Annotated in this window: 13 protein-coding genes and 1 pseudogene; 9 read left to right on the top strand and 5 right to left on the bottom strand. The window is 66.6% G+C overall.

The features are described 5' to 3' along the window. Nucleotides 1-7: 7 nt before the first annotated feature. The 4 genes from trkA to hflX all read left to right on the top strand — a co-directional run bounded on the left by trkA (nt 8) and on the right by hflX (nt 4,668). The gene (gene trkA, locus ACO2Q4_RS08130; protein ID WP_311758572.1) at nt 8-1,384 is read left to right on the top strand and encodes a Trk system potassium transporter TrkA; all 1,377 of its coding nucleotides are present in this window, start codon (nt 8-10) and stop codon (nt 1,382-1,384) included. 7 nt (nt 1,385-1,391) lie between these two features. After that, nucleotides 1,392-3,014: a potassium transporter TrkG gene (locus tag ACO2Q4_RS08125; RefSeq protein ID WP_395132777.1), complete on the top strand. Its 1,623-nt coding sequence runs from the start codon at nt 1,392-1,394 to the stop codon at nt 3,012-3,014. 112 nt (nt 3,015-3,126) lie between these two features. Next, complete coding sequence (gene hfq / locus ACO2Q4_RS08120; protein WP_017999735.1) at nt 3,127-3,360, top strand: RNA chaperone Hfq; 234 nt, start codon at nt 3,127-3,129, stop codon at nt 3,358-3,360. Then, complete coding sequence (gene hflX, locus ACO2Q4_RS08115) at nt 3,361-4,668, top strand: GTPase HflX (RefSeq protein ID WP_423318522.1); 1,308 nt, start codon at nt 3,361-3,363, stop codon at nt 4,666-4,668. Nucleotides 4,669-4,766: 98 nt separating this feature from the next. On the opposite strand, the gene ACO2Q4_RS08110 is transcribed toward hflX, so the two are convergent. The 5 genes from ACO2Q4_RS08110 to ACO2Q4_RS08090 all read right to left on the bottom strand — a co-directional run bounded on the left by ACO2Q4_RS08110 (nt 4,767) and on the right by ACO2Q4_RS08090 (nt 10,489). Beyond that, complete coding sequence (locus ACO2Q4_RS08110; RefSeq protein ID WP_423318520.1) at nt 4,767-5,687, bottom strand: carbohydrate kinase family protein; 921 nt, start codon at nt 5,685-5,687, stop codon at nt 4,767-4,769. Further along, the gene (locus tag ACO2Q4_RS08105; protein WP_423318518.1) at nt 5,684-7,009 is read right to left on the bottom strand and encodes a zinc ribbon domain-containing protein; all 1,326 of its coding nucleotides are present in this window, start codon (nt 7,007-7,009) and stop codon (nt 5,684-5,686) included. The genes ACO2Q4_RS08110 and ACO2Q4_RS08105 overlap by 4 nt, the downstream gene beginning before the upstream one ends. A 10-nt stretch (nt 7,010-7,019) precedes the next feature. Next, nucleotides 7,020-8,153: an SPFH domain-containing protein gene (locus ACO2Q4_RS08100; protein ID WP_311758577.1), complete on the bottom strand. Its 1,134-nt coding sequence runs from the start codon at nt 8,151-8,153 to the stop codon at nt 7,020-7,022. Nucleotides 8,154-8,240: 87 nt separating this feature from the next. Then, nucleotides 8,241-9,308: a DUF2927 domain-containing protein gene (locus tag ACO2Q4_RS08095; RefSeq protein ID WP_423318516.1), complete on the bottom strand. Its 1,068-nt coding sequence runs from the start codon at nt 9,306-9,308 to the stop codon at nt 8,241-8,243. Beyond that, nucleotides 9,305-10,489 (bottom strand): toxic anion resistance protein, encoded by a 1,185-nt coding sequence (locus tag ACO2Q4_RS08090; protein ID WP_423318514.1) that lies wholly within the window; start codon nt 10,487-10,489, stop codon nt 9,305-9,307. Before ACO2Q4_RS08090 ends, ACO2Q4_RS08095 begins: the two co-directional genes overlap by 4 nt. A gap of 246 nt (nt 10,490-10,735) precedes the next feature. Here ACO2Q4_RS08090 and fabF point away from each other — a divergent pair, with 246 nt between their 5' ends. From fabF to ACO2Q4_RS08065, 5 genes and pseudogenes are all read left to right on the top strand, one after another. Then, the gene (fabF, locus tag ACO2Q4_RS08085; protein ID WP_311758580.1) at nt 10,736-11,998 is read left to right on the top strand and encodes a beta-ketoacyl-ACP synthase II; all 1,263 of its coding nucleotides are present in this window, start codon (nt 10,736-10,738) and stop codon (nt 11,996-11,998) included. After that, a complete protein-coding gene (gene mltG, locus ACO2Q4_RS08080; RefSeq protein WP_423318512.1) occupies nt 11,995-13,173 on the top strand; it encodes an endolytic transglycosylase MltG in 1,179 nt (392 codons plus the stop codon). Before fabF ends, mltG begins: the two co-directional genes overlap by 4 nt. 277 nt (nt 13,174-13,450) lie before the next feature. Next, nucleotides 13,451-13,813: a permease gene (locus ACO2Q4_RS08075; protein WP_311758582.1), complete on the top strand. Its 363-nt coding sequence runs from the start codon at nt 13,451-13,453 to the stop codon at nt 13,811-13,813. Then, nucleotides 13,764-15,104, top strand: a complete 1,341-nt coding sequence (locus ACO2Q4_RS08070) for a DNA-packaging protein (RefSeq protein ID WP_423318667.1) — start codon at nt 13,764-13,766, stop codon at nt 15,102-15,104. The genes ACO2Q4_RS08075 and ACO2Q4_RS08070 overlap by 50 nt, the downstream gene beginning before the upstream one ends. A 72-nt stretch (nt 15,105-15,176) precedes the next feature. Next, nucleotides 15,177-15,320: pseudogene (locus ACO2Q4_RS08065) on the top strand (phage portal protein); the annotation flags it as partial. Nucleotides 15,321-15,336 lie beyond the last annotated feature (16 nt).

The raw sequence follows: 15,336 nt of genomic DNA, 5'->3' as shown, positions 1-15,336 counted from the left end.
GGCCGAGATGAAGATCATCATTTGCGGGGCGGGTCAGGTCGGCTGGCACATCGCGCGCCATCTGGCCGGCGAGCGCAACGATGTCACCATCATCGATACCAGCGCCGAACTGATCCGCCGCGCGACCGACGCGCTGGACGTGCAGGGCGTAACGGGCTTTGCGAGCCATCCCGACGTGCTGGACCGGGCGGGCGCGCGAGACGCCGACCTGATCATCGCCGCGACCCATTCGGACGAGGTGAACATGGTCACCTGCCAGGTCGCGCATTCCGTGTTCCAGGTGTCGCGCAAGATCGCGCGGCTGCGGTCCTCGGCCTATCTGGATGCGATCTATTCCGATCTTTACCGCACCGACCACCTGCCGATCGACGTGGTCATCAGCCCCGAGCGCGAGGTCGCGCAGGCGGCATTGCAGCGTCTGCGCGCGCCCGCAACCTTTGATGCCGAGACATTCCTGACCGGGCGGCTGCAATTGCTGGGCATTTCACTGGAGGCGGACAGTCCGGTGTTGAACACCGCCCTGCGCCAGTTGAACGAGATGTTCGCCAGCCTCAGCGTCATGGTGGCGGGGGTTCGGCGGCGCGGCAAGCTGTTCGCCCCTGAACCGGGCGACCAGCTGTTCGAGGGCGACCAGATCTATGTCTTCACCCTGTCCGAGGATGTGCCGCGCACGCTGGAGGTCTTTGGCAAGCCCGCCGAGAAGATGGACAACGTCCTGATCATCGGCGCGGGCAATGTCGGGCTGGTCGTCGCCCAGACGCTGGAGGCCCAGCCCGAACGCATCCGCGTCAAGGTGATCGAGCGCGACCGCGCGCGCGCCGAGGATGCGGCCGATGCGCTGAACCGGACCATCGTCCTGAACGGCGACGGCCTGTCTGCCGAGTTGCTGGAGGAGGCCGCGGTGATGCGCGCCAGCGCCGTGCTGGCGGTGACCGACGACGACAAGACCAATATCCTGGCCGCCGTTCGCGCCAAGCAGGCGGGTGCGCGGCTGGCGATCTCGCTGGTCAACGACCCGACCTTGATGTCGCTGATGGAGCCTTTGGATATCGACGCCTTCATCAACCCGCGCGCCAGCACGGTATCGACCATCCTGCGCCACATCCGGCATGGGCGGGTCAAGGACGTCTATTCGATCGGCGACGCCGAGGCCGAGGTGATCGAGGCGCAGGTCCTGTCCACCTCACCCATCGCGGGCCGGCCGATCCGCGACATCGAATTCCCCGAGGGCGCGCTGATCGGCGCCGTCCAGAAGGGCGAGCGCGTGGTCAAGCCCACGGGCGACCTGCGCATCGACGAGGGCGACATCATCGTGATCTTCGCCCTTGCCAAGGACGTCCCCGAGGTCGAGCGCCTGTTGCAGGTCTCGATCGACTTCTTCTGAGGCGGCGATGACGGTTCTGGCGCGCCTGCCGCTTCTGGTGATCCTGGCGGGGATCGTGTCGCTGGCGATGCTTCCGCCCGGCCTTTACGCCCATGCGCTGGACCTGCACCACCTTGGCTCGGCCTTTCTCAGCTGTGGTGGGCTGTTCCTGATCCTGTCTGCGATGATCGGGATCGCGACCGCCGATCGCCCGCGGGCGGCCAGCGCGCGCGAGGTGCTGCTGACCATGCTGGGCGCGATGCTTTTGCTGCCGGCGATGATGGCAGTGCCCTTTCTGCTGGGGGTGCCCGATACCGGCTTCCTGAATGCCTGGTGGGAGATGGTCTCGTGCCTGACAACCACGGGGGCGACGCTTTACTCCGCCGACCTGCTGCCCGCGCCGCTGCATCTGTGGCGCGCGATGGTGGGCTGGATGGGCGGGCTGTTCATGCTGGTTGCAGCGGTCGCGCTGCTGGCGCCGCTGCGGGTCGGCGGGTTCGAGATCCTGGCGCGTCCCTATGGCCGGGTCGAGCATTTCGAGCGCCTGCCGCGTTCTGCCGTCGGCCCGAAAAGAATGTCGCACCTGTCGGCGCCGATCTTTCGCTCGGAACTGGCCGATCCGGTCAGCCGTGTCATCCGGTCGTTCCGGCAGGTCTTTCCGATCTATGCCGGGCTGACCCTGCTGATGTGGGTCCTGCTGCTGATGCTGGGTGAATCCGGGCTGGTCGCGCTGGCCCATGCGATGGGGACGCTGTCGACCAGCGGGATTTCCCCGGTCGATGGCCCGGCCGCGCAATCGAGCGGACTGGGGGGTGAGATCGTCATCTTCCTGTTCCTGGTTCCTGCGCTGTCGCGCCGGTTCTGGCCGGGCGGGGCCGAGCTGAAGACCTCGGACAGCTGGGTCCGAGACCCCGAATTGCGGCTGGCCGCGCTGGTGGTCGCGATGGTGTCGCTGCTGTTGTTTACGCGTCATTTCATCGGTGCGCTGGGTGTGTCTCATGGCGGGTCGCGCGGGCTGTTCGAGACCCTGGCAAGCGCCGTCGCGGCAGCCTGGGGCGGCATCTTCAATGCGCTCAGTTATCTGACCACGACAGGCTGGACCTCGATCGAATGGCAGGGAGCGCGGAACTGGTCGGGGCTGACCTCTCCGGGCCTGATGTTGGCGGGGCTGGCGATCATGGGCGGGGGGGTTGCGACCACGGCGGGGGGCGTCAAGCTGTTGCGGGTCTATGCGCTGGCGCGTCACAGCGAACGCGAGCTGGAAAAGATCGTGCACCCGGCCTCGGTCGGGGGCGGGGGCATGATGGCCCGGCGCCTGCGGCGCGAGGGGGCATATCTGGCCTTTATCTTCTTCATGCTGTTCGCGGTGTCGCTGGCGGTGGTCATCATGCTGATTTCATTGCAGCAGATCGGCTTCGACAGCGCGACGATCCTGTCCGTGGCCGCGCTGACCAATACCGGGCCGCTGGCCGGGGTGATTCCCACGACGCCGACCTTCCTGGGTTCGGCCGGGGTCGCGGGCGCGCCCTGGCAGGGCTGGGCGGGTCTGCCGGGAATGACCAAGGCGGTGCTGGGTGGCGCCATGATCCTGGGCCGGATCGAGACGCTGGCATTGCTGGCTTTGCTGTCGCCCGAATCCTGGCGGAAATAGGGGGGATTGCGAACATGCAACGCGACCCCGCCGATCGCGGATCGCCCGCTTGCAAGCGTCGTGAGCCTCGCCTAAGTCTTGATTACCAGCGATAAGAACAAGGTGCATCGAAATGGCCGGCGACAAACAGAATCTCCAGGATGCTTTTCTGAATCATGTCCGCAAGGGCAAGGTTCCGGTCACCATCTTCCTGATCAACGGAGTGAAGCTGCAGGGTGTCATCACATGGTTTGACAACTTCTGCGTGCTGCTGCGTCGCGACGGGCAATCACAGCTGGTCTACAAGCACGCGATCTCGACCATCATGCCGGGGCAGCCGATCAGCCTTTACGACGGCGAGGACTGATTGACGGAATCGAACGAGACCCGCGAACGCCCCACGCGCGCCTATGTGATCCACCCGGATCTGGGGAATTCGCGGACCCGCCGATCCCCCGATCTGGCGCTGGAAGAGGCCGTTGCGTTGGCCTATGCGCTGCCCGCGATCGAGGTCGCGGGCGCCGAGGTTGCGAAGCTGCGCAAACCCGACGCGGGGATGCTGTTCTCCAAGGGCAAGCGCGAGGAAATCGGCCAGCACCTGAAGGCCGCCGCCGACGGTGAGGGGGCCGAGCTTGTGCTGATCGACGGGCCGGTCACGCCGGTCCAGCAGCGCAACCTGGAAAAGGAATGGGGCGTCAAGATCCTGGACCGGACCGGTCTGATCCTGGAGATCTTTGCCGACCGCGCCCATACACGCGAAGGCGTGTTGCAGGTGGAACTGGCCGCGCTTGCCTATCAACGCACGCGGCTGGTGCGCGCCTGGACCCACCTTGAGCGTCAGCGGGGTGGATTGGGTTTCGTTGGCGGTCCGGGGGAAACCCAGATCGAGGCCGACCGCCGCGCCATCGACGAGCAGGTCATCCGCCTGCGCCGCCATCTGGAGCGCGTGGTCAAGACGCGCGAGCTGCACCGGCGCGCGCGCGCCAAGGTGCCCTATCCCATCGTGGCGCTGGTCGGATATACCAACGCCGGAAAATCAACGCTGTTCAACCGGTTGACCGGGGCCGAGGTGGTCGCCAAGGACCAGCTTTTCGCAACGCTGGACCCGACGATGAGGCAACTGACGCTGCCTGGCGGGCGGCGCGTGATCCTGTCGGACACCGTGGGCTTCATCAGCGACCTTCCCCATGAACTGGTCGCGGCCTTCCGCGCCACGCTGGAGGAAGTGCTGGCCGCCGACCTGATCCTGCATGTCCGCGACATCAGCCATCCCGAGACCGAGGAGCAGGCGGGCGACGTGGGCGAGATCCTGGACAGCCTGGGGGTCGAGGAAGACGTGCCGCTGATCGAGGTCTGGAACAAGATCGACGCGCTCTCCCCCGAGATTCGCGACGCGCTGCGGCGCACCGACGCCCGGACCGAGGGCGTGCAGGCGATCAGCGCCCTGTCGGGCGAGGGGCTGGACGATCTGACAGCCGCCATCGATGCGCGTCTGGCCGAGGCGCTGGACGAGCCGCGCGAGGAAACCCGCCTGCATCTGGCGCTGGAAGATGGCCGCCGCCGGGCCTGGCTGCATCAGCAGGGCATCGTGCTGAGCGAGGGGATCGACGAGCAGGGCGTCAGCCTGGTGGTCCGCTGGACCGCCCGCCAGAAAGCCATGTTCGAGGCAATCTGACCCCATCCGGCGGGCGCGCGCCTTGCGCCGCCGCATGGGTATTTCAGAAACGGTGAACTTGCAGGGCCCCGAGCGGCCCTGCAGTCATCGACCCTTGTTCAGGCCGGAAGCGCCGCCAGTTCATGCGCCCAGGGCGGATTCGCGCCCGGACGCGAGACGGTGATCGCCGCGGCGCGCGTGCCCTGCCGGAGTGCCGCGAGCAGCTGATCCGGTCCGATCCTGCCCAGGCCTTCGCGGCTGAGCACGCCATCTGCATGGAGCGAGGCGAGGACGCCCGCGTTGAACGTGTCGCCGGCACCGATCGTGTCCGCGACCTCGACCCTGAGCGCGGGGGCGGCGATAGGTTCGCCCTGCCAATGGGCGGTTGCGCCTTCGGATCCTCCGGTCTGGAAAACCGCGGTGGCGCCCTTGGCCAGCAGACCGGCCGCGGCCTGTGCGAAGCTGGCGCCCGGCATCAGCCATTCCAGATCGTCCGAAGACAGTTTCACCAGATCGGCCATCGCAAGCAGGCGATCAAGCCGGGCGCGATAGGCATCGGCATCGGCGATGAAGAAGGGGCGGATGTTCGGATCGATCATCACCGGAACCTTGCCGCGCAGGCGGGCCACCAGCGCCTCGATAGCGGCGCCGCAGGGGTCGGGGACCAGGCTGATCCCGCCGATGAACAGCGCCGAGACGCTGTCCGGGATCGGGGGCAAGTCTTCGGGGGCGAGCATCCGACCGGCGGAGCCTTCATCATAGAAGGAATAGCGCGCCTCGCCCCCGGTCAGGGTGACGAAGGCCAGCGTCGTCAGCCGGGCCGAGCGCGGGCAAAGGCCCGTATCGACGCCCGCCTCGGCCAAGGGGCGCAGCAGCGCTTCGCCAAAAGGATCGCGCGAGATCGGCCAGAGATAGCCCGCCGGTGCGCCGATACGGCCAAGCGCGATGGCGGTATTGTAGACTGCGCCCCCGGCCAGCGGCCGGAAGGCACCGCCTTCGGGCACCATGTCGATCAGCGATTCGCCCGCGCACAGGATCATGATGGTTCCCCCCGATCATCGCCGGGTCCGGCCCACGGCCCGGTCATGGCGGGGTGATAGCGATAACCATCCTGCATGTGAAGCGCGGGGATGTCGGCATTGCTGCCGAATTGAACGTAATCGCCCCGCTCGTTCAGCCAGAGCAGCGCCGCAATGGCCAATGCGGCCATCAGGACGGCGAAGGCGATCTTCCAGACTGACCAGGGCCGTTCGCCCTGCACGCGTCCGGATTGGCCATTTACGACGAAGCGATAGCTTTTGCCGTTATAGCGATAGGCTGCGGACCAGACCGGCAGAAGGATATGCTTGAAGGTCTCGGCATCGTGGCGGGTCTGGATCTGCGCGATCTGCTGTTCGTTCCCCCCGATCGCGCGGCGCACGTCCATCGCGATGACACCCGCCATTTCCTGGCGCGCGATCTGATGCCCCGAGGCGAGCGGGATCGTATAGCCTTCGGCCAGGAAGCCCGCGAGGTATTCCGGCTGATAGACGACCAGATGCGACAGATCCCAGGGCGTCAGCGCATCGGTGAAGCGGCGCGGCAGCGAGCTTGCGGCCAGCACCAGCACATCATTGAAATCGCGAGAGACCTGGCCCGAAACCGGAGTCCACCGCGTGCGCCGCACCTGCTGTGCGACCCGCTGCATCCGGCCGTTGACCTCCTGCGTGACCCAGACGGTTTCGTAATACCAGTCCCCCCGCGCCCCCGAATAGGCCGAGCGGGTGGCTGCGTCGAAGGTCCAGAAGGGCGAGTAGATCCCGCTCATCCGGCGTCCGCGGCGGGCATAGGCGGTCAGCCCGGCGGGCGCGAACCACAGGCCCTTGAGCCAGCTTTCCAGTGCGGCCTTGGCCTGATCCTGGGTGATGACGAAGGGCAGGACGCCCTGCGGCTTTATCAGGCGCGTGCTTCCCGTGTCTGTCACCACCGCGGTGGCGCAGAAAGGGCAGGCGGCGGCGTGGCTGTCGGTCGTGATCTCGATCCGGGCGCCGCAATTCGGGCAGGAAAGGGTTCGGACGCTTTCGGTCAGGTCGCTGTTTTGGTCCAGCCGCAAACCCTGTTCCAGCGGCAATTCGCGAAGGTCGGGGGATTTGTGGCTGGCATCCCATTGCAGCGCGCGGCCGGTGGCCGGATCGCGCAGGATCGCCTGGTCTCCCCACGGGCCGTCCTTGATCTGCCGGCTGGGCGCGCGCGCCGGGCCGGGACCGATATCCTGTTCGTGCCCGCAATAGGGGCAGGTCAGGCGCTGCTGGCCGGGAGAGAATTCCAGGCTCGCCCCGCAATTCTCGCAAGGATAGCGGTATTCTGACGGAGGCGTGGGCATTCAGGCGCGCTCAGCCGTCCTGCTTCGGAATGGGCGGCGGCGGGGGCGGAGGCGCGATGGTGAACAGCTGCGCAAGCTCTGCGACCTCGTCCGCAGGCTTCCAGCCGTCCTGTCCGGGCGTCCAGACCAGCGTGTCGCGGTCGAACTTGCCTTCGCGCGCAAGGCGGCCCAGATGGGCGCGGCCATAGGGCCCGTCGGCCTGGCCATCGATGGCGATGTGCCAGACCTTTTCGGACTGCAGCGGCGGCGGGGTCTGTGGCGACGGCGCCGCCTGCTGGGGCGCAGCACCCCACGGCCCGCCACGCTGGCCCATTGCCGCGCCAAGGCCCGCGCCAAGACCTGCCCCGATCCCGGCGCCCATGCCGCCCGCCTGGGTCGAGGCGTTCAGCATCGCTTCGGACGCGGCATATTGGCTGAAGCGGTCAAGGTCGCCGACGATTCCCATCGAGGTGCGCTTGTCGAGCATCTTCTCCACCTCGTCCGGCAGGCTGATATTCTCGATATAGAACTCAGGGATGGTCAGCCCGTATTCCGCGACGGTGGGGCTGATCGCCTTTGCGACAAGCTTGCCGAACTGGTCGGTATTGGCCGCCATGTCGAGGACGGGAATGCCCGATGCCGCGATCATGCGCGAGAATTCCTGCACGATGATGTTGCGCAGCTGGAAGCTGATCTCGTCCTTGGTGAATTCCCCGTCGGTGCCCACGATCTCCGTCATGAACTTGCCGGGATCGGTCACGCGCATCGAATAGGTCCCGAAGGCGCGGATGCGCACCGGGCCGAATTCCGGGTCGCGTGCGATGACCGGGTTCTTGGTGCCCCATTTCAGGTCGTTGAAACGGGTGGTGTTGACGAAATAAATCTCGGACTTGAAGGGGCTGCGGAAGCCGTGGTCCCAATGCTGGATCCGCGTCAGGATCGGCAGGTTGTTGGTTTCCAGCATGTAGAGGCCGGGGCCGAAGACATCGGCAAGCTGACCTTCATGGATGAAGACCGCGGACTGGCCTTCGCGCACGGTCAGCTTTGCGCCGTACTTGATGGCCCGCCCGACGGTCGGAAAGCGATAGACCATCGTGTCACGGCTGTCGTCGGTCCATTCGATGATCTCGATGAACTCGCCGCCAAGGATGTTCAGCAAGGACATGGCAACCCCTTTCGCCGATCTCGCGTCACCCGATACTGCGCCGCAACGGCGCAGCGTCAAGCCCTTGCCGGGCCGGGCAGTGCGGGATCACGCATCGGTGCCCAGCAACTCGCGCGCGATCTGCAGGACGATGGGGCGCGCCTCGACCTCGGTCATGCCGGGGCGCAGGCGGGGATCGTACAGGATCTTCAGCAGCAACTCGTCATGCCGGGTCAGATAGGCGAATTCCTCGTCATCGTTGAAGATCGAGGGGCGCACCATCGGGCTGTCATTGGCCAGTCCCAGGCCCTGTGCCAACTCTTCGTTGAAGCACGAGCGGCGCATCCGGGCGGGCGTTTCGCTGCGGATCAGCGCCACCGCCTGGTCATAGGTGGTCGAGCTTCCGCGCGAATAGGCGAAGACCGTGCAATAGTTCTGCGGCGCAAGTTCGATCAATGCGCGGATGTCGCTGTCGGGGATGCCGGGCACAAGCGCGGCAAGGCGCGGTCCGATCTGGCGGCGCTCATCCTCGCTGAGGATCAGGACGGTGAAGTTCCCCTCGACCGTGCCAAGTCCGACGCGGTGCCCGGACGCGGCCTCAAGCCGGGCGGCATAGGCAGCGATGTCGGCCCGGTCGCGGCTGCGCTGGTTCGGCGCGACCGAGGGGCCGAATTCGATCCGCATCCGCACGGGCTGGTCCCAGCGCCGCAATGGCGCGGGCGTGCTGCGCGAGACGAGCTTGCCACCGTCGCGCACATATTCGTCATGCAGTGCGATCTGGACGAAGTCTTCTGTCAGACGCTCGGGCGTCAGCGCGATTTCGTTGCCGCTGTCGGTCCGCATCAGCCCGCGCGCGATCAGCGCCTCTTCGACGCTGGCCAGATAGTTGCGCATGTTGCGGCTGGCGGGCGTTTCGGCCGCTGCGGCGGCAGCTGCGGCATCGGCGCGTGCCCGATCGGCCCGGTCCCGACGCAGGGCGGCCTGTGTTGCCTCGGTCCGGTCGGGACGGGGCAAAGGCGCCGCGGCGTCGATCGCGGGTGGGTTTTCCGGGGCCGGGGCAGGTTCGGAACAGGCCGCAAGCAGCGCCAGCACAAGCGCTGCCGGAACAAGGCGTGGGGCGGTCAGACCAGCGCGCGCGACGGGGCGGCGGGGATCGAGAGAAAGGCTTGCGGTCACGGTTGTCCTGGGGAGGCAGATGGCGTCGGGGAGGGGGAGGCGCTGGAGGAGGACAGCGCCCGGCGAAGCTGGCCTTCCATCGTGGTCAGCTCTTCCTCGGCGGCGGCGCGGCGGGCCTTGCCTTCGTCGGCGATGCGCAGGCTGTCCTCGATGGTGGCGATCAGTTCGGCATTGGCGGCGCGTATGGCGTCGATGTCAAAGACGCCACGCTCGACCTCGGTACGGATGCTGGCATTGGCCTGGCGCAGGTTGCGCGCATTGGCGGTCAGCAGGTCGTTGGTCAGGTCGCTGGCCTCTTTCACGGCACGGGCGGCTTCGGCGCCGCGCTGGATCGTGACGGTCTGGGCCAGCTGGGTTTCCCACAGCGGGACCGTGTTGACCAAAGTAGAATTGATCTTGGTAATCAGCGACTTGTCGTTTTCCTGCACCAGCCGGATCGAGGGCAGGGACTGCATCGTCACCTGCCGCGTCAGCTTCAGGTCATGGACGCGGCGTTCCAGGTCGTCGCGGGCCGCGCGCAGGTCGCGCAGTTCCTGCGCGGCCATGACCTTGTCCGGCTCGGGCGCGGCGTCGATCGCGGATTGCCGGGCGGGAATGTCGCTGGCGTCGATCTGGGCCAGCTTTTCTTCCCCGGCCGCGATATACAGCGCGAGTTCGTCATAGAAGGCCAGCGTGCGGTCATACAGCAGGTCGAGCGAGCGGATGTCCTTCAGCAGCCGGTGCTGGTGACCGTCCAGATCGGCGGCGATGCGGTCGATCTGCGACTGCACCTCTTCGTAATTGGCGACGAATTTCGCAAAGGGGGCGGCGCGGCCGGTCAGGCGTTCCCACCAGCTGCGTTCGCGGCGCACGTCCAGTTCGCTGGCCGAGAAGCCGCGGATCGTGGTCACGATGTCGCGCAGGGATTCTCCCGCCGGACCGACATCCTTGTTCTTCACGTCCGCCAGCATGGCCTGGCTGATTTCCTGAAGCTCGTTCTGGGCGCGTGCGCCGAAATGGACGATCGAGCCGGTATCCTTCATGTCGATTTCCGCAATTCGCTTGCGGATTTCCTCGGCCGTGGCGGCTTCGGCCTCGGAGATCTGGGGCGGCGCGGGGGGCGGATCGGGCAGGACCACCGAGGTTACGCTTCTGATTTCGTCCATTGCGGCTTCTGCACTGGCCTTGGTCTTTGTCGTCATCCGGTTCGTCCTTTTCTGTTGGCTTGCAGGACCAGCGGAAGCATAGGCGGATTCGAGGTCTGTTCAATGCCGCAACGGTCCGGATCGCGGGAATTGCGGCATCTGTGGCGCTCGCGTCCCGCGTGTGGCCGATAAGTCCGGCGCGGGCAAGTGGTGGCGGGATGGGCGGGCTGAAGGCATGGCGTTGCGCCAGAGGCGGCCCCCGTGTAGAACCTGACCGATTATGCGAGGGTCAAGGAGCCGTCTATGCGCAGAGTTGTCGTCACCGGCCTTGGGATGGTCACGCCGCTGGCCTCGGGGGTCGAAGAGACCTGGAAGCGCCTTCTGGCAGGGGAATCCGGGGCTGGGCCGATCACGCGGTTCGACACCAAGGACGTCACCACGAAATATGCCTGCGAGATTCCGATGGGTGACGGCAGCGACGGGACCTTCAATCCCGACGACTGGATGGAACCCAAGGATCGCCGCAAGGTCGATGATTTCATCCTGTACGGGATGGCCGCCGCCACGCAGGCTGTCGAGGACAGCGGCTGGAAGCCGCAGACCGAGGAAGATTTCGAACGCACCGGCGTCATGATCGGTTCGGGGATCGGGGGGCTTGCCTCGATCGCGGAAACCGCCGTGCTGATCAAGGAACGCGGGCCGAAGCGGGTTTCGCCCTTCTTCATTCCGGGCGCGCTGATCAACCTGGTGTCGGGGCAGGTCTCGATCCGGTTCGGCTTCAAGGGTCCGAACCACGCGGTCGTCACGGCCTGTTCGACCGGCGCTCATGCCATCGGCGACGCGGCGCGGCTGATCGCGCTGGGCGATGCCGAGGTGATGGTCGCAGGCGGCACCGAAAGCCCGATCTGCGAGATCGGCGTCGCGGGCTTCAACGCCTGCAAGGCGCTGTCGACCAAGCGCGAGGATGATCCCAAGGCCGCCAGCCGCCCGTGGGACCAGGATCGCGACGGTTTCGTCATGGGCGAGGGCGCGGGCGTCGTCGTGCTTGAGGAATACGAGCACGCCAAGGCGCGCGGCGCCAAGATCTATGCCGAGATCCTGGGCTATGGCATGTCGGGCGACGCCTATCACATCACCGCCCCCAGCGAGGATGGCGATGGTGGTTTCCGCAGCATGTCCGCAGCGCTGAAGCGCGCGAATCTGAACGCGGCCGACATTGATTACATCAACGCGCATGGCACCTCGACCATGGCCGACGTGATCGAACTGGGCGCAGTCGAGCGCCTGCTGGGCGATGCGGCCGGGGGCGTCGTGATGTCTTCGACCAAGTCGAGCATCGGGCACCTTCTGGGCGCGGCCGGCGCGGTCGAGGCGATCTTCTGCATCCTGGCGATCCGTGACCAGATCTGCCCGCCGACGATCAACTTGGACAATCCGGCGCGCGACACGGCGATCGACCTGGCGGCCAATGCCGCTGTCCGTCGCAAGGTGGATTATGTCCTGTCCAACAGCTTCGGCTTCGGCGGGACCAATGCCAGCCTGGTGATGGGGCGCGTCGCGGAATGATCTGGCGCCATTTCGCGTCGAATCTCCTGACGCTGCTGATCGTGGTCCTGGTCGCCGTTGCGGCGGCGATCGCCTGGGCCAAGCACGAGTACAGCGCGCCCGGTCCCAGCGCCACCGCACAATGCGTCCGCATTGCGCCCGGTGCCAGCCTGGCAGCGGTCAGCGACCAGCTGGTCGCGCAGGGGGTCGTCTCGAATGGCTATATCTTCCGCGCGGGCACCGATTATCAGGGCCGCTCGCGCGGGCTGAAATTCGGCTCGTGGCTGGTGCCGCCGCATTCCACCATGGAGCAGGTGGTGGATGTCTTGTCGGCGGGCGGCCCCTCGACCTGTGGGACCGAGGTGATCCTGCGCGTCGGCGTGCGCGAAAACGCCGTGGTGCTGCGCGACATCGACCCGGCGACGGGGCAGATGATGGAGCAGGCGAAATACAATCCCGCCACCGAACCCGCGCCCGAGGCGCTGGCCACGGCCGAGAATTCTGCCGACACGCGGCTGCGCATCACCGTGGCCGAAGGCGTCACCAGCTGGCAGATCGTCGAGGCCCTGAAACAGGTGCCGTTCATGGGCGGCGATGTCTCAAAATTGCCGGCCGAGGGCAGCCTTGCGCCCGACACCTATGAGGTGCAGCAGGGCGCGGACCGTGGCGAGCTGCTGGCCGACATGGCCGCGCGGCAGGCGACCTATCTGGCCGCCGCCTGGGAAAAGCGCGAGCCGGGCCTGCCCTATGATACGCCGGAAGAGGCGTTGACCATGGCCTCGATCATCGAGAAGGAAACCGCGGTCGCGGATGAGCGCCGCGTGGTCGCCAGCGTCTTCGTGAACCGGATGCGGCAGGGGATGCGGCTGGAGACGGACCCCACCGTCATCTATGGCATCACCAAGGGAGAGGGCGTTCTGGACCGTGGCATCCGCGGATCGGAATTGCGCCGGCGCACGCCCTATAACACCTATCAGATTCCGGGGCTGCCGCCGACTCCGATCGCGAATCCGGGTCGTGCCTCGATCGACGCGGCGATGGATCCCGAGGATACGGATTTCGTATTCTTCGTCGCGGATGGTTCGGGCGGTCACGCCTTTGCCCGGACGCTGCAGGAGCATAACCAGAACGTCGCCCGCTGGCGCGAGATCGAAAAGCAGCGGGGCCAGGCGCTTTCCCCGGTGCAGGGCAACTGAAGCAGGACCAGTTTTTCGGAAGCGGGGCGGGGTGATTCCCGCCCCGTTGCGTTTGCCGAGCGCAGGGGCGTTGCGCTTTCAATAGATTGATTTAGCGCGATAAATCCTCTGCGCTGCACAACCGTGGGTTTATTATTGACATTGCGAACGCCCTAAAGTAGAAATATTACATGCTGGGAGAAATGGGCAAGCGGCCGGGTCGATGACCTTGGGCCGCTTTTTTCATGTCTCGCTCGTGCGGACAGTCACACGAGGGCAGGGCGATACGGAAATGACGATGAGTTTCGATCCGGGGCCAGAGGCACCGGAAGGGCCTTTCGTGGCCGGCGCCGTCACGGCGTCCGACCTTGACTTGAGCGTGCTGGAGATCGCGGACGGGTTGTTCCGGTCCTATGCGGCCGACCTGACCCGCCTGCGGGAAAAGATCAGCTCCGGCGAGACAGATGAACTGAAGGAATCCGGCAAGCTGGTGCGCGACCTGAGGGCCGCCGCCCAGATGGTGCTGGAGGAAAGGAGCAAGGTTGACAAGCTTCGCAAGGATGCTGCCGGACAGGTCGGGGCAGGCACGCTCGACCTTGTCGCAGCCCGCGATGAGGTCGGGCGCAGGCTGGCTTGCCTGCGCCGCGCCGGAGGAGGTTGACGAATTCCTGGGGGGGCTGAGCGACAATGCGCTGGCCAGCCTGCCCTGGCTGTTCGAGTTCTGGGCGCTGCCACACCAACTGCCCCCCGAGGGTGACTGGAAGACCTGGGTGGTCATGGGTGGGCGCGGCGCGGGCAAGACACGCGCCGGGTCCGAATGGGTGCGTTCGCAGGTTGAGGGCGCGACGCCCGATGCACCGGGACGGGCGCACCGTGTCGCGCTGGTCAGCGAGACATTCGATCAGGCGCGCGATGTCATGGTCTTTGGCGAGTCGGGCATCCTTGCCTGCTCGCCCCCCGACCGCCGCCCGGCATGGGAAGCCGGGCGGCGCAGGCTGATCTGGCCGAACGGGGCGACGGCGCAGGTCTTTTCGGCGCATGAGCCCGAGGCGCTGCGCGGGCCGCAATTCGATGCCGCATGGGTCGATGAGCTGGCCAAGTGGAAGAAGGCCGAGGAGACCTGGGACATGCTGCAATTCGCGTTGCGGCTGGGCGAACATCCGCAGCAGATGGTCACGACCACGCCCCGTAATGTCGCGGTGCTGAAGCGGATTCTGGGCAATGCCTCGACCGTGACCACCCACGCACCGACCGAGGCGAACCGTGCCTATCTGGCCGAAAGCTTCCTGGCCGAGGTCGAGACGCGCTATGGCGGCACGCGGCTGGGCCGGCAGGAGCTTGAGGGGCTGTTGCTGGACGATGTCGAGGGCGCGCTGTGGACCACTGCGATGCTGGAATCCTGCCGGATCGACGCGTCGCCGAGGCTGTCGCGGGTGGTCGTCGCGGTCGATCCGTCGGTCTCGGGCGGGGCGGCTTCGGACGAATGCGGGATCGTCGTCGCCGGTGTCTGTACAGACGGCGCACCGGGTGAGTGGCGCGGCGTGGTGCTGGAGGATGCCAGCATCCGCGGCGGTCCGACCGACTGGGCGCGTGCCGCCATCGCCGCAATGGAGCGTCACGGGGCCGAACGCATGGTCGCCGAGGTGAACCAGGGGGGCGACCTGATCGAAAGCGTGCTGCGCCAGATCGATCCGCTGGTGCCGTTCCGCGCGCTGCGGGCTGGGCGCGGCAAGGGACTGCGGGCCGAGCCGGTCGCCGCGCTTTACGAACAGGGGCGGGTGCGGCACCTGCGGGGGCTTGGCGCGCTGGAGGACCAGATGTGCCGCATGACCGTCCGCGGCTATGAGGGCAGGGGATCGCCAGACCGGCTGGATGCGCTGGTCTGGGCGATGCACGAGCTGATGATCGAGCCCGCGCTGCATTACCGCCGACCGCAGGTGCGGGGGCTGTAGCCGCGGATCATCGGAAAAGGGTCGCAGGGGTCGCGAAAGCGGCCCCTTTTTCATGGATGACAGGAGGACCCGATGGGGTTTCGATGGTTCGGGCGCGATGATGCGCCCGCCGCCGCGGTCGAGGCGAAGGCCAGCGCGGCGGGCAAGGTGGTGGCTTTGGCGGCGGGCTCGGGCCGGGTGGTCTGGTCGCCGCGGGATACGGTGTCGCTGACGAAGAAATCTCGCCCGACGA

This window comes from Paracoccus sp. KR1-242 (assembly GCF_049446195.1).
In the GTDB taxonomy this organism is placed as follows: domain Bacteria; phylum Pseudomonadota; class Alphaproteobacteria; order Rhodobacterales; family Rhodobacteraceae; genus Paracoccus; species Paracoccus broussonetiae.
Note: the sequence above shows the minus strand (reverse complement) of the source record. Positions and strands in the feature narration are given on the sequence as shown.